This is a genomic window from Brunnivagina elsteri CCALA 953 (genome assembly GCF_002289455.1).
Taxonomy (GTDB): Bacteria; Cyanobacteriota; Cyanobacteriia; order Cyanobacteriales; family Nostocaceae; genus Brunnivagina; species Brunnivagina elsteri.
Genome location: NZ_NTFS01000072.1, coordinates 1 through 20,254, shown reverse-complemented (window position 1 = coordinate 20,254; position 20,254 = coordinate 1). Strand labels below are relative to the sequence as shown.

The window sequence follows — 20,254 nt, the reverse complement described above, 5'->3', positions numbered from 1 at the left end:
AATTAGCATCAAAAATCGAACAAGCGCGATCGCGATTTGGTCTTGATTTTAATCCTGCTTCTAACCCTGATTTTAATCCTATTTCTAAGCCTGGCTCTAACACTGGCTCTAAGCTTGGGAGAACAAAAGCTAAGGGCAATGCGATTCAACCCGTTCAATGGCAAACGAATGAATATGCCTGCGATATTGATACAGATCCCTTTGTACAGCGCTTGGTGACATACCTACAAGCCAGCCAATACAAACTCCACAAAGCTTATCGTTCAATCGCGGCACAAGCACGAAAAGAGCGTTTAGTCAATTCAATAACTACGGCAATTAGACGTTCTTTAAACCCGCAAGATGTTCTCCAAGTAGCAGTACAGGAGTTGGGTCAAAATTTAGGGGCATGTCGTTGCTTGATATATCGCACTTCAGCATCTGTTGCTGAAGCAATTATTGAACACGAATACTTAGGGGCTGACACTTTGTCACTGTTGGGGCAAACCTGGCATTTAAAAAACAATCCCCTATTTGCAGAAATTTTGCAGAACAGTGAAGGGGTATGCGTTGCCGACACAATGAACGATAGTCGAGTCACAAGCTCCCTGGTTCTGTGGAGACAAGTAGAAAAACTGGGGATTCGTTCGTGGTTACTCGAACCTGTATTGTACCAAGGGCGATTATTAGGAATCATCGAACTACATTATTGTGGCGATGCACCCCACTTGTGGCACGCAGGCGAGATAGACTTAGCAAGAGCGATCGCAACCCAAATTGGGGCAGCACTAATCCAAGCCGAATCATTTGCCAACCTCGAAGAACTCAATATTCAACTCGAAGCCCTCGATCGCACCCGTAGCAATTTGATTGCCATTACCGGGCACGAACTCCGCACCCCACTTTCAACAATTCAAGTTTGCTTGGAGAGTCTTGCTACTGAGCCTGATATGCCCGTGGAATTGCAGCAAATTATGTTGAAAACAGCATTATCAGATTCAGAGCGAATGCGAAAGCTAGTGCAAGATTTCTTAACACTTTCTAACTTAGAAAGTGGTCGAGTCGAATGGCATCCAGAATCCTTAAACTTACAGGAATGTATAGATTTGTCCTTAAGTCGGGCGCGTAGTCGCTTCACAATGGAGGAATCACCCCAAGTAAAAACCGAAATCGCCAAAAACTTGCCCTTAGTTCGAGCTGATGGGGATTGGCTGGTGGAAGTGCTATCGAAGTTAATCGACAATTCCTGTAAATTTACGCCAGTAACAGGAAAAATAATAGTTAAAGCCAAACGCAACCGCGATCGCATGGTGGAAGTTACCGTCAGCGATACAGGCAGAGGAATCGAACCAAACCGTCTAGAAATAGTTTTTGACCGTTTTTACCAAGAAGAAGGAGCATTGCGGCGGACAACGGGCGGAACAGGCTTAGGTTTAGCCATTTGCCGCCAAATAGTTAACGGTTGGGGTGGTGAAATTTGGGCAGAATCCACAGGTAAAAATCAAGGAAGTCAATTTTATTTCACAATTCCCGTTGTCAGCAATAGAAATTAGGAACGTAGAGACGACCCGATGGGTCGTCTTCCAAAAAACGGGTCATCAGCAAAGTGTTACAGACTGTGAAATAATCGTAATATTGCCCCAACGACAATGTTACGATGCCGTAAAACGTTGAGTTAAATCGCTATGGCAGAAAAACTTTCTGGACAAATGCCTTTGTTTGGTGGCAGCACTGGCGGCTTGCTAACAAAAGCTGAAGTTGAAGAAAAATACGCAATCACTTGGACTAGCCCCAAAGAGCAAGTCTTTGAAATGCCAACATCTGGGGCAGCTGTAATGCGTCAAGGTGAGAACCTGCTGTACATCGCTCGTAAAGAGTACGGTATCGCTTTAGGTGGACAACTCCGGAAATTTAAAATAACAGATTATAAAATCTACCGGATTCTTCCCAGTGGTGAAACTACAATGATTCACCCCGCAGACGGCGTATTCCCTGAAAAAGTCAACCAAGGACGCGAGAAAGTACGTTATGTCGATCGCAAAATTGGTGATAACCCCAATCCTGCCACTATCAAATTTAGTGGTAAAGCTACCCACGACGTGTAATTAGTCGAAGTTAGGAGCTAGAAGTTAGGAATTAGTAATTAAACGCTGACTCCTAACTCCTGACTCCTAATTATTAACTCCTGTCAATACTTCTGATTTTCCCCAATTTTCATAACTAGCAAAACAGCATGGGATTTGATGAAAGCCTGTTTTCCTGCGAGAACCGTTAGTGAAGTGCCAAAAATTCGGGCAATGCAGATAATTAACGAATTGGAACCATCCCGTAGAGGGGTATGTTCGGGTATGTATGGATATTATGATTTTGAAGGACAATTGAATAGCGCGATCGCAATTCGGATAATGGTGTTAAAGGATGGTCAGGTGACTGTGCAAGCTGGTGGAGTGGAGGCTTTGCGTAACCCAACACATAATATACACAAAAAAGAGTTGTATTTTATTTAATTCAGATTCCTAACTGTTGATGCTGCGATAATACAATAAATTTATGCAAGCACCTCCAATCGAGCTATCTTCTACCTTAAAGTTGAAAATTGACTTAACAGACAAACAGTATTTTCAACTCTGTCAAAATAACCGCGATTTTAGATTTGAGCAGACAGCATTAGGGGAATTATTAATTATGCCACCAACGGGGGGAGAGACTAGGCTGTTAACTTTGTACCCTTTTGCCCATAAGACTTCATGCAGAAAATGTGTTTACTACTTTTGTGGGAAAACGGCTGGAACAGCCGTTTTCCCACGAACAAAAAATAACACGGATAATTTTCCGCAAAATCGCCTAAAAACCCACAAAGTCAACAGCCTAGGGAGAGACTGGTAGACGTAACGTTAAAATCACCACTCAACTTGATAATTGGAATACCAAAGAAAACTTAGGTGAAGTTTTTGATTCATCCACTGGTTTCATATTACCCAATGGTGCGAAACGTTCTCCTGATGCTTCTTGGGTAAAAAGTGAGCGATGGAATGCTTTAACATCTGAACAAAAAGAAAAATTCCCTCCCATTTGTCCTGATTTTGTGGTGGAATTACGTTCAGCAAGTGATTCCCTCACAGAATTACAGGAAAAGATGAAGGAATATATTCAAAATGGGGCTTCCTTGGGTTGGTTAATTGATAGAAAAAATAAGCAAGTAGAAATTTATCGTTCTAGTCAAGATGTAGAAGTTTTAAATAACCCTACACATATTTCAGGTGATGATATTTTAGCAGGATTTGTGTTGGATTTAATTTCAATTTTGTAGTTAGAAAAAGCGTTGTTAGCTTGTCGCTAGTGTCATAATGTAAGCATTCGTCATTATTGAAAGATATATGCAAGTCAAGGATTTAACGGTTGAAGAACTTAAGCTTTTGATTCAGGAAACTGTTACGGAAACGCTACAAAATTTGTTAACTGATTCTGACGAGGGAAAACAACTAAAACCAGAAGTAAAGCAGCAATTGCTCGATTCTTTGGAGAAAACACAAGCTGGAGAAGGAGGGATTTCGGCTGAGGAAGTGGCAAAAAAACTTGGATTGACTTGGTAATGGGCTACAAAGTTGAATTTACAGCGACTGGTATTAATAGTTTGGAAGAACTTGCACCAACTATTCAAGAGCGCATCCTGCGAAAAATTCGATGGTTATCTGAAAATTTTGATGATGCAAACCCTCAGCTTTAAGTGCCGATTTGAGTGGTTTTTTCAAACTGAGAGTAGGTGATTACAGAGTTATTTACACCTTTAATACGGAAATACAATTGATGACGATTCATAAAATTGGGCATCGTAGAGATATTTATACTTAAACTGTTAGGATTTTTGATTTCGTCTCATTTTGCGATCGCAAAATTACCAGTAAATCGAAGAAACTCAATTCCTTTGGTGGAATGGTGAATTTTCACTTTTCTCCCAAAATTGCCCTATTGGGTTCCCATGCGGCGATTTTCGTCGATGATTCTTCGAGTCAGATACTTCCACTACCTTCAATATTCATTCCCAGGGTTCTCGTCTGCCCATGATTCATCGCCATAGTCATCATGGACTGGGAACGAACCAAAGCGGCTATCTTCGCGCTCACGACGAGTGTAGCCAATATACTTGCTTCCATCCATGCGGTCTACACTATTACAATCGAACCAATCAGAATTTGTATGATGTTTGCTGTAGCGAGTAAAATTTTCATAAGAATGGTCACTATTTAGATTCGCCACCATCTTCTCATATAAGGCTTCGAGACGCTTGGCATCTGCGTTATACGTATTCATAGAAATCCCCCTATGATAAATCTTATGACTTACGCATTGACAAAAAAATTAAAATAGGGGTATGGGTTTCTACGCTTCTTGCTTGATTTTTCTGCTCCCAATCAAGCTTTTACGTTGATGCACAAGATGACTGGTTTGTACAGTGCGTAAGTCCTCGCGGAAAAAGGCATTACTGAACGATCGCTGAGATTACCTGCTAATTGGATGATGGCTTTGCGATCGCTTTTATTTATTTTCGATAATTTTTGAGATACGGAAATTTTGGGCACGATCGCATTTTTTCTGATTTTTGTATGCGCTCGCAATAGCAAGCTCTCAAACTAGCCAAAACCGCGAGATTTCGGAAGTTTAATTCCAGATTTAGGTTTGTCGAATGGTATTGGATTACTTTCTTTCTTTTCTCCATCATCCTCATCCTGAGTTGTATCCTGGCTTCCCGTCATGGCAAGCAATGCCAAAAATCCAATTGCCACTTGCTGTCCCAAAGGAAACATGATTGCAACAAAACCAATTACAAATGATAAAAACAACAGCCAGATGAGATGCAAAGGGGAAAAATGAAAGATTGAAATAACGGCGATCGCAATACTAAAGAATATAAGAGTTGTCATTGAGGCAGGAAAAATACTACCACCATTTGCGATCGCATATCTAAAGGATAAAGCTGACCAAGCGACCAAAAGAATAGCAACAATCAATGTAGTTTTTTCCGCAATTGCCAAAATTGCCATAAAGCCCCCACAATAAAACTCTTCGATCTACAAAATAATATCAAATTTAATCTTAAAACCACAGACTTTTGGGTGTTAACCCCTCCAACAAGCCATACCAAGGAGGTAATTCGCTGGCAAGCAGATGTTTTCTGGGGAATGAATCAAAACAATAGTACACGGTTCTTACTTTGCGATCGCACTACATATCCAAGCGCAAGTTAAATATATCACTACTATAAGAACTACAAATGATAGTTTTTAGCGATCGCACCAAGAAATAGTATTTACTAGAATTTATAGTTAATATTCTTTAATTACCCCTAAGTAATTGTAATTAAGTAAGTTTGACGAGATAGTGCGATCGCGAATTTGCCATAAATTCAAGTCGAACAAACAAAAACACCGAGGTTTGATGGACTTATTGAAACTTAGTAAGCCATTAAACCACAAATCGACTATTTAATTTTCCAATACCAGTTGTGAGGAGTTGTAATGAAACGAAATCTACTAGTTTCTGCTAGTGGGGTAAGCTTGCTGTACTTACTCGCAGGATTATTGCCAGTAAAAGCATTAGCAGTGAAAGAGGGAAACAATAGCAAAACCATAAGTACTACGGAAACATTGCCACAGGAAATCTTATCATTCGATGGCGCAATTATTAGTGAGAAAGTAAATAATCAAATTCCCTTTGAGCAGATTTTCGTAACAAACGAAATCACGACTAAAGCAGCAGTCAATGAAAAACAAGAGAATGCGATCGCGTCACTAAATCAATCAAATCAACAGCTAAATAAAAAGCCAATTCTCACCGCACAGACTCCCCAGTTTAATCAAAACCAAAAACAAAATTCACAACAAAATACCAATTCCCCAGGACAAGTTACGTCTGTTTCCCAACTATCAGACGTACAACCAACAGATTGGGCTTTCCAAGCGCTGCAATCCCTCGTAGAAAGATATGGATGTATTGCAGGATATCCCAATAGCACCTATCGCGGTAATCGGGCAATGACTCGCTACGAATTTGCCGCCGGATTGAATGCCTGTCTCGAACGCGTCAATGAACTAATTGCCACTGCAACTGCGGATTTGGTGAAAAAAGAAGATTTACTTGCCCTACAACGACTCCAGGAAGAATTTAAAGCAGAATTGGCAACTCTGCGAGGACGGGTAGATACTCTAGAAGCTCGCACTGCCGAATTAGAAGCAAATCAGTTTTCCACCACCACCAAGCTCCAAGGAGAGGCAATTTTTGCAGTGATCGGAGCAACGGGTGGCGCTCCAGGAAGGGAAAACCCCAATATCATCCTCACAAATCGGGTGCGGTTGAACCTGAACACCAGTTTTACTGGTAAAGACTTGTTAATTACTGGTTTACAATCCCAAAACTTCCTCGGTGGAGTGGATGGTAGCGGTAGTTTGCAACAAGAATTGGGATTGACAGCACCGGGAGTCAACTTGGCGGCAAGTAGTGCCAGAACTGGTTTTGAACCCCAATTTCCCGGTTTCGATCCGAAAAATTTATCCTCTAAGGGTGCTAATAGTGTGGAACTGTATAAACTCCTATACATCTTTCCCGTAGCCAATAAATTAACCCTATTTGCCGGAACTGCTGCGGAAGTATCCGATGCTTTCCCTGCCATTACTCCCTTCGCAGGTGAAGGACAAGAAGCAATTTCCCGCTTTGCTGGCTTAAATCCCGTACTGCGGGTTTCCGGTGGTACTTCCGGTTCCGGATTGGCATCGGCAGCAGGTTTTATTTTTAACCCTTCCAAAAGCATTGATTTCCGCGCTCTCTACGGTAACGTCAATGCCAATATTCCCAGAACTGCTCCCGATATCCTTCCCGGAGTTTCCGGTACACCACTGGGTTCCGGTGTGTTTGGCGGTAGTAGTGTCATTGCTGCCCAACTTACATTTAAACCCAGCGATGCGCTCGATATTGGTTTGAACTATGCCAACAGCTACCATGAAATCAATATTTTGGGTACGGGATTGATTGCTAACGATACCAATGCCTTGGGTTTGGCAAGTGGAAATTTGGGAATTCCGGTGAAACTCAATTCCGTTGGTGGTACGGTGAATTTTCGCTTTTCTCCCAAAATGTCTTTATCGGGTTATGGTGCGGCAATCTTCGTCGATGATTCTTCGGGTCGGGTAAATGCTTCCACAACCTTCACCAGTTGGATGGTGGGTTTGCATTTCCGGGATTTGATTAAAAAAGGCAATACCGCCGGGATAATTTTCGGTCAGCCTTTATACCGTACAGAAGCCAGTGGTGATGCGAGGTTGGCTGCTGTGGGAGTGAGACGGGAAACTCCCTACCATTTGGAAGCTTATTACAAATTTCGGGTGAGCGATAATATTAGTATTACACCTGGTGCATTTGTGTTATTCAATCCGGAGGGAGATAAACGCAATGAGACGACGACGGTAGGTGTGTTGCGAACTACTTTTACATTTTAGGGTTTTGGATTTGGGTTAGCTTAATTAATTTAATTTGGTTAATTTTGCGATCGCGGGGGTAACCTTAGACGCATCTAAATGACATCTTTTAAACCGTGAGAGGCTTGCTATAAGCGTTTCAGGCTTACAATTTAAGCGCATATTAGCTTATTGCTTGCAAAATATCTTTGCTTTAACCATTTACCTACAAGTTGTGCGATCGCATTTTTTCTAATTTTCGTATGCGATCGCTAGTTGATTGAATAATTAATTTTCCTAGCTAATTTGTTCTCGTATCCACTTACGAAAAGCTCTCAAAGTTTGACTTGTTCCTTCTGTTTTACTCCGCTCAATAGACTCAGGAATAATCTGTGCGCTCGCAAAGTTAGGAAAAGTTGGACTTGTCACAGATTCAATATATGTTTTATCCTGCAAAATATAAATTGTTAACTTATTTTTTCATAAATCCACAATTCAGGTATACCCAAAGCTTCATAGGTAGAAAGTTGTATTTTTGATGTTAAATCAATTTCTATAGCTAAATCTGGAGGAAGATCGAATTTTAAATTAATTCTCCTCTTTCCACGCATTTTTAGATGATTTTGACCATATCGCCAATTAAAACTTTATCAACTTCATGTTCTGGAAGCGGAGCCATAATTTCTAAAATACCCTGGTTATATGCAATTCGAGTTCCCCGATGTTCTCCTAACTCGTCGAGGATGGTTTCAAAGTCTTCCCAGCTAATATCATGAAATAATATACTTTGTCCCGGTGGAACTTCGATTTGTTTGAATTTTACCTGTACCATAAATATGGTTCCTTAGCTTTAATTAGGTTCATTCTCATCATTTCCCTGGAACTCTTCAATAATAAATTGAATTTCTTCTGCTGCGACATCTGTCTGTTCAGACTTTGAATAAATTAGTAGTAATACTATAATTCTGGATGATTCAAGTTGATAAATTAAGCGATAACCTCCACTTTTACCTTTTTGGACATCGCTATTACGAACCCTTACCTTAAAAACAGTATAGCCAGTTCCCGTAATGCGATCGCCTAAAATATCTCCTGCTTGAAGTTGTTCAATAATTGGTTGAATATCCGTTCTAATTTGACGATACTTTTTCTTTAAATTCCGTATTCTTCGTTGAAATTAATCTGTAAATATAACTTGAATTTCAGGTGACTCATTCGTCATCAATTCCATCCCAAAGCTTGGAAATATCTCTTGTTTTTCCTACTTTTAATTCTTGCAAAGAAGTACGAAAACCATTCAAAATAGACTCTTTTGATTCGTCATCTTCATCAGTATCTTCAAAATACAAAATAATGACTTTAACGCGACTGTGTTTATTTTTTAAAGGTTCATCTAAGGAAAGTTGACCTTTTTCATCAACTGTTCCCATTCTCTCTTGCGCTCTCATTTTTCCCTCTCGCTACTTTTCAATAATATTGTAGCGATTGTCGAGGGATTAAAAAGTAAAAATAAATAGGTTTGTAATTGAGCTTTAATGCATTTCTCAGCGCTAAAGCGCAAATACTAATACCATTTTAATATGAAGATGCATAAAATAACCCCACCGCCTGTGGCATCTCCCCTTACTAAGGCTACGGTGTACACACAAGTATACCCAGAGCGGGTTTCATCGTTCCCAGGCAAAGTCTGGGAACGATGAAACCCCAGACATTCCCGTCCTCTTGGTTGGAAGCGAAGCCTCTCAGAGGGCATTCCCAGGCTCTGCCTGGGAATGAGCAGGAAAGAGTATAGAAAGCTTAAAACCCTTGCAACTTGTGTGTACACCGTAGTTACTAAGGGGAGGTTGGAGAAATCGAAATAATGTGCAGCTTCACAAGTAATTGGTATAAGCTTTAAACCATTGCGGCAACTTTCTCTAATAAACCAGCAAACATTTTCAATCCGTCGCTACTACCTAACATTTCATCGGATGCTCTTTCGGGATGGGGCATCATTCCTAGCACATTACCTGTAATATTGCAAATACCAGCAATATTATTTAATGAACCATTGGGATTTTGCCCTTCGTAGCGGAAAACAACTTGTCCGTTATCTTCGAGCGCTTTTAAGGTACTTGCATCGGCATGATATCTACCTTCACCATGAGCTATAGGTAAAGTGATAATTTCGTCTTTGCTGTATCCTTGTGTCCAAGGAAGACTATTATTTTCAACTTTCAAAGAAACGCGATCGCAGATAAAATGTAAATCTCGATTGCGGGTTAAAACACCTGGTAATAAACCTGCTTCGGTGAGAACTTGGAAACCGTTACAAATTCCTAAAACGGGTTTACCTTGGTTTGCATGGGTGATAACTTGCTGCATTACGGGGGAAAATCTTGCGATCGCACCACATCGCAAATAATCACCGTAGCTAAAACCACCGGGAATAATGACAACATCCAAGTCGGAAATGTCCGTATCTTGGTGCCAAACCATCCTGGTTGGTTGTTTGAGAATATCGCGAGTCACATAGGCAACATCGCGATCGCAATTAGAACCTGGAAAAACTACAACCCCAAATTTCATTTTTAGTTAATCATTAATGGTTATTGGTTATTGGGGAAGATAAGGAGGAGAGAGAAGGAAAAGGGGAATAAGAGAGAATGTTACTCCTATACTAAAAACGGTTAGAAAATAGACTTTGACTAGTATACAAATTCAATTTCTTAAGCCTCTCCCCTTGGTAAGGGGAGAGGTTGGAGAGGGGTTCTATATAGTAAAGTTTTAAGCCGTTCGCAGTATAACTCCTAACTCCTCACTTAAATTTAAAATACCCCTGTCTGCGATTCGACCTCTATCAAATCAAAACGGTAATTTTCAATTACGGGATTTGCTAGCATTTGGTCGCACATTGTATCTAAATTCTGACGTGCGGTTTTCTCGTCTGGGGCAATGAGGGTTAATTCGATGTATTTACCAATTCGACAAGATTCGACGTTGTTATATCCCAATTGCTTTAGCCCGGATTGTACTGCTGTCCCTGCTGGGTCTAACACAGATGGACGAAGCGTTACAAATATTTTGGCTTGATACTTGATTTGCACTGGCTTAATGTGAATGCTGCTATGCTTATCATGACAGGTTTTTCAAGAAAAAATTTACCTTTTTCTCCACAAATTATGTTCTAATCCATAACAGCCTGTTTGATTTTCACAATAAAATACAGATTCTGTAACCGCCGAGACGTAGAATACGCCAAGTGAAGAAGATAAGGTTAGTCATGGTTTGAAGCGCAAGCGCAGCCTTAGTCAACAAGAATCAAGGCTCATTTTTGGACTAGCTCAATTTTTAACCTGCTTCAAATTGCCCAATTCCCAGTTTTCAATCCCTATTTTGTCAAAAATCTTAAATAAATCTTTAGATATTGGCTCAATTATTCTGTTTTTTAATAAATAAACGCAGGACTATATCATTCTGTTGCATTATGATGACAATAATAATACATACTCATTAGAGTTAAGTTATAACTTAGCCACTATTAACAATCTCTTTGAGATTGGCACATAACTAAAAGACGGTCTATGAAAGCTTTACGTACCCGCAGTCAGGAGCGGATTTTAAACCTGCTCAAAACCACAAAACAAGGCACTTCTGCTCAAGATATCTATGTAGAGTTGCGTAATCGCAACCAGAGTATGGGTTTAGCAACTGTTTACCGCTCTCTGGAAGCTCTAAAGCTTGAAGGATTGGTGCAAATGCGAACCCTTGCTAATGGTGAAGCTGTTTACAGTTTGGCACAGCAAGACAAACACCATTTAACTTGTCTGCAATGTGGTATGTCGATACCCGTTAATCAATGTCCTGCACATGCTCTTGAATTAGAATTGCAAGCTACTCACAAGTTCAAAATTTTCTACCACACTCTTGAATTTTTTGGACTATGTACTCAGTGTCAATTAGCACATACTGCTGAAGCTAGTCATTCTTGATTATTGATTATTGATTTTTGATTATTCTAACTGGGAATTGAAAGTGTATTCACGAAGCGCAATAATAGAGCCTAGAATCAGCAGAAATTTCTACCCTCTATCTCTTTTCCTTCTGATTGAGTATACTTTTTACTCCCTTCAATTTAACTAGAATAAAATTTTATTGATTTTATAAGCGATCGCGTTATGTATTTTATAGGGCAGTTTGGGATACGGATTTTTCGGTATTCACAAATTTGTTTGCGATGGCGGAGTGTTTCTTGTGGAGAATCTCGCTAAAAAATTATTACCATTATAAATAAAGAGAAGACGTTCCGGTGGAATGTCTCTACGAAAATCCAAAATCCAAAATCCAAAATCCGAAAATTACTATGACTTCGATTTTACCGGAGGAAATCAACCCAAATACCGAGACTTCCCAATGGGAAGAGGAAATGGATCGGGCAATTTTCAGCTTTGAGGAAATTCAAACCGAATTAAATTACCGACAAGCACAAACCGCACTGCGTAACTTAGTCGCAAAACTCGATTTAACACTCCAAGAGCAACAAGGGTTGGAAACCGAAATTAATGACTTGGAAACCATGTTGGCGAAATTAGACCGGATGGTGGTACAAATTGCAGCATTTGGCATGGTTGGACGGGGAAAATCTTCGCTATTAAATGCGTTGGTTGGTCAAAATGTATTTGAAACTGGTCCTTTACATGGTGTTACACGTTCAACGCAAAGTGTCAATTGGAGTATTAGTGAAGAAAATATTGGGGTAAATGAACTAGCTTTGCGGGTGCGGTTGCCAGGAAGCGGTCAGTCCCAGGTAGAATTAATTGATACGCCGGGATTGGATGAGGTAGATGGTGAAACCCGTGCGAATTTGGCGCAGAAAATTGCAAAACAAGCTGATTTAATTTTGTTTGTGATTTCTGGTGATATGACGAAACTCGAACATGAAGCACTTTCCCAGTTGCGGAATGCGGGGAAACCGATTTTATTGGTATTTAATAAGGTTGACCAATACCCGGAAACCGATCGCATGGCAATTTACCAAAAAATTCGCGATGAAAGGGTACGGGAATTACTTTCCCCGGAGGAGATTGTCATGTCGGCAGCTTCTCCAATCGTGCGAGCAATGGTGCAAAATGCTGATGGTACGAGACGGGTACAAATGCGATCGCGTCCTTCCCAAGTTGATGATTTAAAGTTAAAGATATTAGATATTTTACAACGTGAAGGTAAAGCTTTAGTTGCTCTGAATACAATGATTTATGCCGATGTTGTCAACGAGCAATTGGTAGAACGAAAGTTAGCGATACGTTTAAGTGTGGCAAATCAATTGATTTGGAAAGCGACAATCACAAAAGCAGTTGCGATCGCGTTGAATCCGATTACAGTAGTTGATATTTTAAGTGGTGCTGTAATTGACATTATGATGATTCTCGGTCTTTCCAAGCTTTACGGCATTCCCATGAGTGAAACTGGTGCAGTGAAGCTATTACAAAAAATTGCTTTGAGTATGGGTGGGATTAGTGCTAGTGAATTACTCGCAAACTTAGGATTAAGCTCGTTAAAAACATTACTAGGAATTTCGGCACCAGCGACGGGTGGAATTTCCCTTGGTGCTTATGCGACAGTGGCAATTACCCAAGCGAGTGTGGCAGGAGTTTCAACCTATGGTATTGGTAATGTCACTAAAGCATATTTAGCAAATGGTGCGACTTGGGGAAACGATGCGCCAAAATTCGTAATTGAGAGAATTTTAGCAAACCTCGATCAAGAATCGATTTTGAGCCGAATTAAGGAAGAATTGCAAATTAAGGTCAAAGGGAAGATAAAAAAATAGTGAGTAGAGACGACCTGGTGGGTCATCTCTAGTCCATATCAGAGACGACCCACCGGGTCGTCTGTACAGGAATTGGGAGTTAAAATATTTAATCGATTCCCAATCCCCAAATAAAATACTGAACTCTAACACAAAAATGAGTGATTATTTAAGTTCTACTCTTAAACGAGTCAAGCCATTCCTGAACTTGGTTGCGGGCAATATCCCGTCCACCTAAACCGAAAGCCAGAGCAATTGCGATCGCGATCGCACCAAGCAGTAAACCAAAGGCAAGATTCACGATATCCGGAGCAACACCAATCTGTTGTAGTGCCATTGCCGACACCAAAGTGATAATCGAAATCCGAGCAACCTGTCCTAAAATCCTCGCTTGAGAATTACCGGAACTGGTGATAATACTAAATGCCAGATTCGCAAAGAACAAACCAATTGCAAAGATAACTAATCCCGACAAAATCCTGGCTAAAACAACAAGAACACCATTCACTAATGCTGTTAAAGCCGGAATTTTCAAGATATCCACTGCCGCAACGGCTGCGAACAACATGATACCAACTAAAACAATAATCCCTGCAATCTCCGAAGGTGTACGCACAGCCATTCTTGACGCGGTTGTACTGGTAGAGGTTACAGGACGGCTTAATGAAGGCAATCCAATGATGTTGAAGATGTTGTTAAAACCAATACTCGTAAGAATACTGGTAACTAAATCAGCTACAAACTTCCCTAAGAAGTAGGCAAGAATCAAAATTGCCGCCGCAGTAAAGATTAACGGCAGTGAATTGAGTACCTGATTCAACATTGCGATCGCAGGCAGGGAAATTGCCTCGATTTTCAGTGCAGTCAATGCCGCAATCCCAACGGGAATCAAAATCAATACATAAACAATCGTGCCGATAATGCTGGAAAGTGACTGCATTCCCGCAGCGTTACTTAAACCAACTCGACTACCAATATGGTCTACACCAGTCGTTGAAAGTAAATTAACAACAATCCGACGCACAATATTTGCAATAAACCAACCAACTGTCGCAATTAAGGCAGCAGCAAGAATATTTGGCAAAATCGATAGAATCTGGATAATTAAGCTTTGTACTGGTAATAACGCTTGTCGTAATCCCAAAGTATCGAGAACTGGAACCAAAAACAGCAGGAAAATAAACCAGTAGAGTGCGCTACCGATAGTCTCCGCTAGCGACATGCGATTCAGGTTTGCACCATCATCGCTAGGTGGATTCAAACGCTCATCAATGTTTAATGCATTCAATCCACGTACCGTTACCAACCTAACCAGGGTTGCAATTACCCAAGCTACACCCAATAGAATACCAACACCAAGCAACTTGGGCAAAAATGCACCAATTTGGTTGAGGAAACTATTAAGCGGTTGCGATGCTACTTCCAACCCTAAATTATTCAGAACTGTGACTACAGTTAGCAGTAGGATGCACCAAAAAACTAAACTAGAGATAATCCCCTCAATTTGAGGTACATCTCTACCACCCGTAACAGTAGCAGCAATGCGATTATCCAGCTTTGTCCGGTTCAAGATTCCCCGGACAATTGCAGCTGCGATCGCAGCAATTACCCAACCAACGAGGAGAATTAAAACAGCCCCAAACAGTTTCGGTAGGTACTGAACCACCTGTTGAATCGCATCTTGTGCGTAATCAACAGACTGATTTACTGGCAAATTTGGCGACTGTGCCAAAAGTTGCTGCCCCCCGATCCAAAAATCAAAGTCCATTACTTGGTTTACTTGTTGCCAAGTTGTATTCATGGGTTCCCGATATTAAAGTTCTGTGTTATCTACACAAAACACCAATAAGACTCTTGATGTTGATTGCCAAAACAAGCCAACATCCCGATAAGCTTATTTAGTGTTTCGCATAGTAATTTACCAGTAAAATACTACAATTTAATTATTGCAAGGCTACTTTTTACTTTTTTATTTACGATTTCTTGCTTTTGAGTTAAACAAAGTACCTGGTTAATACAAATCATCGACTTAATACTCATTCTTTGGTAGGAATATACACATATTCCGAAGAAACGATTTTGCTCTCAAATTCCCTGAAGGTAGGAAAATATTAAAAACACTTAATCTTGATTAGTAATCTAGTAAGTCACTTATCTTCAGTCAAAGTTATAAAAAAGTTAATCAGAAGTTAAGAACAAAGTTCATCATCCAAGAAATTGATAATTTTTGTATACTGCCCACGGGTAAAAACTGAACTTTTGTCATGCTGACTTATGTTGCATCTTTAAGGTTTTTACGCAATCTAAAAGTATAGTTGTAACCCGTTTTTAGTATAACTAGGCATGATAATTTTTGATTTCCCACCAATAGAAACAGAATTAGAAAAAATACGTGATGGCTGCTATACAAATCTTCGAGCAATCGATTCAAATCAATGCCTCTGCAACTACAGTCGAACGCTGCATTACCGATCTGACATTAATGCATCGTTGGTTAAATCCAGCCTTACGTTGCTATCCCGTTGGAGACTGGAACACCGATATTGGGGGAAAAAGTCGATTTGCGATCGCAATACCGATAATTCAACCAACGTTAAATAGTACTGTTGTGGAGCGGGAACCAGGTTTGGTAGTATGGGAATTCCAAGGTTTTTTTCAAGGACGCGATCGCTGGGAATGTCAACCCCAAGAAAAGGGCACTTACCTAACTAATCGTTTTGAATTTACAATACCCAACCCCATAGTTAGCTGGGGTTTCAAGACATTTGCCGAACAATTGACCAAAAAAGATATGCAATCCCAGCTACAAAGACTAAAACGGGTAGCAGAGCAAGTACAGATTTTGGGGTAATGGGAATTGGGAATTATGTCAATCCCGACTTCCTTTTAATTGATTAAGTAATTGTTGAATAACATTAATATCTCTAGCTTTGGGAGTTTCTTGGAGATAGCGCTGTAAATCATTTTCAGCTTGGTGAAAACGCCCTAACTGGTAAGATAACAAACCGCGATCGCGAATTTCGATAATGCTATCAGGTGTCAGCAACAAAATTCGCTCAACCGCAGCCAAAGCCTTTTCTAATTCCTGCTGGTTCAAATAAATATACTTAAGATTAGAGAGCATTCGCGCCAAAATCTGAGTTTTACTTAGTACTGGTAAATACTTAGGCTCTAATGTCACGGGTTGCTGATAAAGTTGGCTCAATCTGTCCTCACAATCTTGAGGAAACATGATTTCACCACCATGAAAAGCATCAACAAAAATCTCCATATCCGCGATATCAGGACGAACGAGGAAATGTCCCGGCATTCCGATACCCACCATCGGGAAATCAATCCGACGGGCAATTTCCAGATAAACAACGGCTAGAGTAATGGGAATACCCGTGCGGCGATCGATAACATCATTCAAAAAACTATTACACGGGTCATAATAATGCTCAGTATTACCAGCAAAACCCAAATCTTCGTACAGGTACTGGTTGATGGTTTGAATTACCTTCATCGGATAGCGATCGCGTGGTAAACGTTCTTGCAAATCAAGTGCGATCGTATCCAACCCATTTAAATATTCCTCAGGGTCGATATGGGGATACTCTTCTTGTGCTATGAATAAGGCTGCTTTAGCTAAGTCAATATACTCATCAGGCTGTTGAATCTCCTGGGAAAAATATTGCCGAGCTAATAAGTAATTCATGGGCAGGTAGTAAGGTTAAATATCGCTTAATAACTTAGGCTGCAAGCACCTAAATACCAAAAACCGCAATTCGCAACTCAAGGTGGTTCAAACTAAATACAATTTTACCAGGCTAAACCGCTTTTTGCCCTTTCCAATCATTTCGCAGTAGTTCCATCAAGTTGAGGATGTCCATTTTACAAGTTTTGATTAATTTGCGAAATCCCATTCAATCAACCTGTATAACATATCAAAGTGAAATGGCATGGCACTGTCTTCGCTGTCATTAACGGCAAGTTATTAACAGCGAAGGCACTTTTTTTCATTTTTTATTTTTGCGAATCTTGCCACGGAGATACTCTAAATAAGCCAAAATTCGCAATTTGTGTTCGAGAATACAGTAGGGGCAAACGGTTGTTTGCCCGAATTTATGCGGTTGTTTGCCCAAATTTATATTGACGACTTAGTGAGTTATTCCTAAATGTGGCTGAATATAATATCGTAGCCACAAATAAAGGGTATTCTTCCTTAGGGATGAATTTATCCTCAAGAGTGATGCCGTTGAGTGCTACTCTGGAAGATGAATATAGCTTGAACTCAAGCATAAACAAGACCCTATCTGAAACATAGCTTCAATCAATAGGACCCAGCATGGTCACCACTGCAAACAAAACAAATATCGGTTACATTACCCAAGTCATTGGTCCGGTTGTAGACGTAAAATTCCCTGGCGGCAAAATGCCCCCAATCTACAACGCTTTGAAGATTACAGGCAAGAACGAAGCGGGACAAGATGTCTCCGTAACTTGCGAAGTGCAGCAGTTGCTGGGCGATCAACAAGTACGAGCTGTTGCCATGAGTTCTACTGATGGCTTAGTCCGTGGAATGGAGACTTTAGACCAAGGTGCGCCAATCAGCGTTCCCGTTGGTAAGGCAACCTTAGGACGGATTTTCAACGTTCTCGGCGAGCCTGTAGACAATAGAGGTCCGGTCAACAACACCGAAACTCTCCCCATTCACCGTCCAGCACCCAAATTCACCGAATTGGAAACTAAACCCTCGGTGTTTGAAACCGGGATTAAAGTGGTTGACCTTTTAACTCCTTACCGTCGTGGTGGAAAAATCGGTCTGTTCGGTGGTGCTGGTGTAGGCAAGACTGTAATCATGATGGAGTTGATTAACAATATTGCTCAACAGCATGGTGGAGTATCAGTATTTGCGGGTGTGGGCGAACGTACCCGCGAAGGAAATGACCTCTACAATGAAATGATGGAATCTGGCGTAATCAACAAAGACGACCTCAACGAGTCTAAAATTGCGCTGGTGTATGGTCAGATGAACGAACCACCTGGAGCTAGGATGCGTGTTGGTTTGTCTGGTTTGACAATGGCTGAATATTTCCGCGACGTTAACAAGCAAGACGTATTGCTGTTCGTCGATAACATTTTCCGTTTCATCCAAGCTGGTTCCGAAGTATCCGCACTTTTAGGTCGTATGCCTTCTGCGGTAGGATATCAACCCACTTTGGGTACTGACGTAGGAGTTTTGCAAGAGCGAATTACGTCAACCAACGAAGGTTCAATTACTTCTATTCAAGCTGTATATGTACCTGCGGATGACTTCACCGACCCTGCACCTGCGACTACATTTGCCCACTTGGACGGTACAACCTTGTTATCTCGCGGTTTGGCTTCTAAAGGTATTTATCCTGCGGTCGATCCGTTAGATTCGACTTCGACAATGCTGCAACCCGAAATTGTTGGTAGCGACCACTACGATACAGCCCGTGCGGTACAATCGATACTACAACGTTATAAAGAACTGCAAGATATTATTGCGATTCTCGGTTTAGATGAATTGTCCGAAGAAGACCGTCTTGTTGTAGCGCGTGCGCGTAAAATTGAGCGCTTCTTGTCGCAGCCGTTCTTCGTTGCCGAAGTATTTACTGGTTCTCCTGGTAAATATGTGAAGATCGAAGACACGATTAAAGGGTTCAAGGCGATTTTGTCGGGTGAGTTGGATGATTTACCCGAACAAGCGTTCTACTTAGTTGGTGATATCAACGAAGCCAAAGCTAAAGCCGCGAAAATGAAAGGCTAAGGAGATTTTGGATTTTGGATTTTGCGAAAAGTTACAAGGAGGGTTTCCCTCTGTGGCAAACTTTTCAAGACAGATTTTAGATTGAATCTAAGATTTGCGATCGCATTATTTTAGGTTCTATCCAAAATCTAATCCCTGACTTTGAAAAAGGCTGAATCCAAAATCCACAATCTAAAATCTAAAATCAACAAAAATTTATGACATTAACCGTTCGTGTACTCTCTCCAGATAAAACTGTCTGGAATGCTGCTGCTGAAGAAGTAATTCTTCCTAGCACTACCGGGCAAATCGGTATCCTGAGCGGACATGCTCCACTATTGTCAGCTCTCGATACTGGTGTGATGCGTGTGCGTGCTGCTAAAAACCAACCTTGGATTGCGATCGCATTGCAGGGTGGTTTTGCAGAAGTTGAAGAAAATGAAGTAACAATTCTCGTCAATGGTGCAGAACGGGGTGATACTATCAACCTCGAAGAAGCCCGTTCTGCATACAGCCAAGCAGAAACTCGTTTAGGACAAGTTGCTGCTGACGATAAACAAGCTCAAATCCAAGCAACACAAGCTTTTAAACGCGCTCGCGCTCGCTTCCAAGCTGCTGGTGGCATGGTGTAAATAAATGTTCGATATCGGTGTAACAGCAATGCTGTTGCACCGAAAGTATTTTTACACAACAGTATTTTCCACATTTGTGTTTGTCTCATATTTTCGCTTCAAGACCACAAGTGTAATATCATCTAAAACTTCCTTTTTGCCAATAAATAATTTCAAGTCATCCATTACAGCTTGTTTGACTTCTTCTGGGGATTTCTGCCAATTCGCTTTTGCGATATCTATCAAGCGTTTCAAACCATACTGCATACCGCTTTCATCTTCAGCCTCAGTAATGCCATTCAGTATAAAGTACAACTAAATCACCTGGGTATAGATGAATATCTGCATACCCGATAAACTCGTAAATTTCCTCTTCTAACCCAATAGGTAAACCCAAGTCAACGGTATCAACTCGCTGTACTAAACCACCACGACGGATAACCAAAATTTCTTCATGCTGCCCTGATACCCTAAGTTTACCATCGTGATAGTCGAGCAAAGATAAAGTCATATTTTTATCTGTATTCATTCTTTGCGCGTTGTGGTAAATTGTGCGATTGATGGTATCCAAAAACTTGCTGGGATTAGTTTCATTATTAATAAGCAGGGTTCGTACGGCAGTTTGTACCATTAACATTAACATCCCGCTTTCTAGTCCATGTCCAGTAACATC

Annotated in this window: 23 protein-coding genes and 3 pseudogenes; 15 read left to right on the top strand and 11 right to left on the bottom strand. The window is 40.7% G+C overall.

The genetic code is table 11. The features are described 5' to 3' along the window. From CK510_RS09125 to CK510_RS33350, 8 genes and pseudogenes are all read left to right on the top strand, one after another. On the top strand, positions 1-1,532 hold a 1,532-nt coding region (locus CK510_RS09125; protein WP_095721405.1), incomplete at its 5' end, for an ATP-binding protein. A gap of 132 nt (positions 1,533-1,664) precedes the next feature. After that, a complete protein-coding gene (locus CK510_RS09120) occupies positions 1,665-2,084 on the top strand; it encodes a photosystem I reaction center subunit II PsaD (protein WP_095721404.1) in 420 nt (139 codons plus the stop codon). Between the two features lie 117 nt (positions 2,085-2,201). Beyond that, positions 2,202-2,423 (top strand): annotated as a pseudogene (locus tag CK510_RS09115) (chorismate-binding protein); the annotation flags it as partial. 106 nt (positions 2,424-2,529) lie between these two features. Further along, positions 2,530-2,679 (top strand): annotated as a pseudogene (locus CK510_RS09110) (Uma2 family endonuclease); the annotation flags it as partial. Between the two features lie 172 nt (positions 2,680-2,851). Then, a pseudogene (locus tag CK510_RS09105) lies at positions 2,852-3,289 on the top strand (Uma2 family endonuclease); the annotation flags it as partial. Between the two features lie 67 nt (positions 3,290-3,356). Then, positions 3,357-3,572 (top strand): hypothetical protein, encoded by a 216-nt coding sequence (locus CK510_RS09100; protein ID WP_095721402.1) that lies wholly within the window; start codon positions 3,357-3,359, stop codon positions 3,570-3,572. After that, positions 3,572-3,706, top strand: a complete 135-nt coding sequence (locus CK510_RS33920; RefSeq protein ID WP_281256999.1) for a type II toxin-antitoxin system RelE family toxin — start codon at positions 3,572-3,574, stop codon at positions 3,704-3,706. Before CK510_RS09100 ends, CK510_RS33920 begins: the two co-directional genes overlap by 1 nt. 8 nt (positions 3,707-3,714) lie before the next feature. Further along, positions 3,715-3,831 (top strand): type II toxin-antitoxin system RelE family toxin, encoded by a 117-nt coding sequence (locus CK510_RS33350; protein WP_245911981.1) that lies wholly within the window; start codon positions 3,715-3,717, stop codon positions 3,829-3,831. A gap of 177 nt (positions 3,832-4,008) precedes the next feature. Here CK510_RS33350 and CK510_RS09090 read toward each other — a convergent pair whose 3' ends face one another. The 3 genes from CK510_RS09090 to CK510_RS09085 all read right to left on the bottom strand — a co-directional run bounded on the left by CK510_RS09090 (position 4,009) and on the right by CK510_RS09085 (position 5,021). Beyond that, positions 4,009-4,290: a hypothetical protein gene (locus CK510_RS09090; protein ID WP_095721401.1), complete on the bottom strand. Its 282-nt coding sequence runs from the start codon at positions 4,288-4,290 to the stop codon at positions 4,009-4,011. A 101-nt stretch (positions 4,291-4,391) separates the two neighbouring features. Next, positions 4,392-4,595 carry a hypothetical protein gene (locus CK510_RS30905; protein WP_143289250.1) on the bottom strand — a complete coding sequence of 68 codons (204 nt, stop codon included), beginning with the start codon at positions 4,593-4,595 and terminating at the stop codon, positions 4,392-4,394. A gap of 15 nt (positions 4,596-4,610) precedes the next feature. Further along, positions 4,611-5,021, bottom strand: coding sequence for a hypothetical protein (locus CK510_RS09085; RefSeq protein ID WP_095721400.1), 411 nt, complete (start codon positions 5,019-5,021; stop codon positions 4,611-4,613). Positions 5,022-5,093: 72 nt separating this feature from the next. On the opposite strand from CK510_RS09085, the gene CK510_RS33915 reads away from it, so the two are divergent. Further along, entirely contained in the window at positions 5,094-5,225 is a 132-nt protein-coding gene (locus tag CK510_RS33915) for a hypothetical protein (RefSeq protein WP_281256998.1), read from the top strand. Positions 5,226-5,495: 270 nt separating this feature from the next. Next, positions 5,496-7,469 (top strand): iron uptake porin, encoded by a 1,974-nt coding sequence (locus CK510_RS09080; protein ID WP_095721399.1) that lies wholly within the window; start codon positions 5,496-5,498, stop codon positions 7,467-7,469. Positions 7,470-8,040: 571 nt separating this feature from the next. Here CK510_RS09080 and CK510_RS34370 read toward each other — a convergent pair. From CK510_RS34370 to purS, 4 genes are all read right to left on the bottom strand, one after another. Then, positions 8,041-8,259 carry a hypothetical protein gene (locus CK510_RS34370; RefSeq protein ID WP_373695795.1) on the bottom strand — a complete coding sequence of 73 codons (219 nt, stop codon included), beginning with the start codon at positions 8,257-8,259 and terminating at the stop codon, positions 8,041-8,043. Between the two features lie 379 nt (positions 8,260-8,638). Beyond that, the gene (locus CK510_RS09065; RefSeq protein WP_095721398.1) at positions 8,639-8,875 is read right to left on the bottom strand and encodes a type II toxin-antitoxin system RelN family antitoxin; all 237 of its coding nucleotides are present in this window, start codon (positions 8,873-8,875) and stop codon (positions 8,639-8,641) included. A gap of 445 nt (positions 8,876-9,320) precedes the next feature. Then, complete coding sequence (purQ, locus tag CK510_RS09060) at positions 9,321-9,995, bottom strand: phosphoribosylformylglycinamidine synthase subunit PurQ (protein ID WP_095721397.1); 675 nt, start codon at positions 9,993-9,995, stop codon at positions 9,321-9,323. 239 nt (positions 9,996-10,234) lie between these two features. Further along, entirely contained in the window at positions 10,235-10,513 is a 279-nt protein-coding gene (gene purS / locus CK510_RS09055; protein WP_095721396.1) for a phosphoribosylformylglycinamidine synthase subunit PurS, read from the bottom strand. Between the two features lie 477 nt (positions 10,514-10,990). Here purS and CK510_RS09050 point away from each other — a divergent pair, with 477 nt between their 5' ends. Together CK510_RS09050 and CK510_RS09045 are read left to right on the top strand one after the other, a co-directional pair. Next, positions 10,991-11,398 carry a Fur family transcriptional regulator gene (locus tag CK510_RS09050; RefSeq protein ID WP_095721395.1) on the top strand — a complete coding sequence of 136 codons (408 nt, stop codon included), beginning with the start codon at positions 10,991-10,993 and terminating at the stop codon, positions 11,396-11,398. 371 nt (positions 11,399-11,769) lie between these two features. Beyond that, positions 11,770-13,236: a GTP-binding protein gene (locus tag CK510_RS09045; RefSeq protein ID WP_095721406.1), complete on the top strand. Its 1,467-nt coding sequence runs from the start codon at positions 11,770-11,772 to the stop codon at positions 13,234-13,236. A 148-nt stretch (positions 13,237-13,384) separates the two neighbouring features. Here the strand turns inward: CK510_RS09045 and CK510_RS09040 are convergent, their stop codons facing one another. Next, complete coding sequence (locus CK510_RS09040; RefSeq protein WP_095721394.1) at positions 13,385-15,016, bottom strand: mechanosensitive ion channel; 1,632 nt, start codon at positions 15,014-15,016, stop codon at positions 13,385-13,387. Positions 15,017-15,610: 594 nt separating this feature from the next. On the opposite strand from CK510_RS09040, the gene CK510_RS09035 reads away from it, so the two are divergent. Continuing rightward, the gene (locus tag CK510_RS09035; RefSeq protein ID WP_095721393.1) at positions 15,611-16,066 is read left to right on the top strand and encodes an SRPBCC family protein; all 456 of its coding nucleotides are present in this window, start codon (positions 15,611-15,613) and stop codon (positions 16,064-16,066) included. A gap of 18 nt (positions 16,067-16,084) precedes the next feature. On the opposite strand, the gene CK510_RS09030 is transcribed toward CK510_RS09035, so the two are convergent. After that, the gene (locus CK510_RS09030) at positions 16,085-16,912 is read right to left on the bottom strand and encodes a SirB1 family protein (RefSeq protein ID WP_095721392.1); all 828 of its coding nucleotides are present in this window, start codon (positions 16,910-16,912) and stop codon (positions 16,085-16,087) included. Positions 16,913-17,542: 630 nt separating this feature from the next. Here CK510_RS09030 and atpD point away from each other — a divergent pair. Both atpD and atpC read left to right on the top strand, forming a co-directional pair. Next, on the top strand, positions 17,543-18,991 hold the full coding sequence (gene atpD, locus CK510_RS09025; protein WP_095721391.1) for a F0F1 ATP synthase subunit beta: 1,449 nt from the start codon (positions 17,543-17,545) through the stop codon (positions 18,989-18,991). A 197-nt stretch (positions 18,992-19,188) separates the two neighbouring features. After that, positions 19,189-19,602, top strand: coding sequence for an ATP synthase F1 subunit epsilon (atpC, locus tag CK510_RS09020; protein ID WP_095721390.1), 414 nt, complete (start codon positions 19,189-19,191; stop codon positions 19,600-19,602). A gap of 51 nt (positions 19,603-19,653) precedes the next feature. Here atpC and CK510_RS33910 read toward each other — a convergent pair whose 3' ends face one another. After that, positions 19,654-19,896: a PP2C family protein-serine/threonine phosphatase gene (locus CK510_RS33910; RefSeq protein ID WP_281256997.1), complete on the bottom strand. Its 243-nt coding sequence runs from the start codon at positions 19,894-19,896 to the stop codon at positions 19,654-19,656. Next, a partial coding sequence (locus CK510_RS33905) for a PP2C family protein-serine/threonine phosphatase (protein ID WP_281256996.1) occupies positions 19,868-20,254 on the bottom strand: 387 nt, incomplete at its 5' end. The genes CK510_RS33905 and CK510_RS33910, both read right to left, overlap by 29 nt.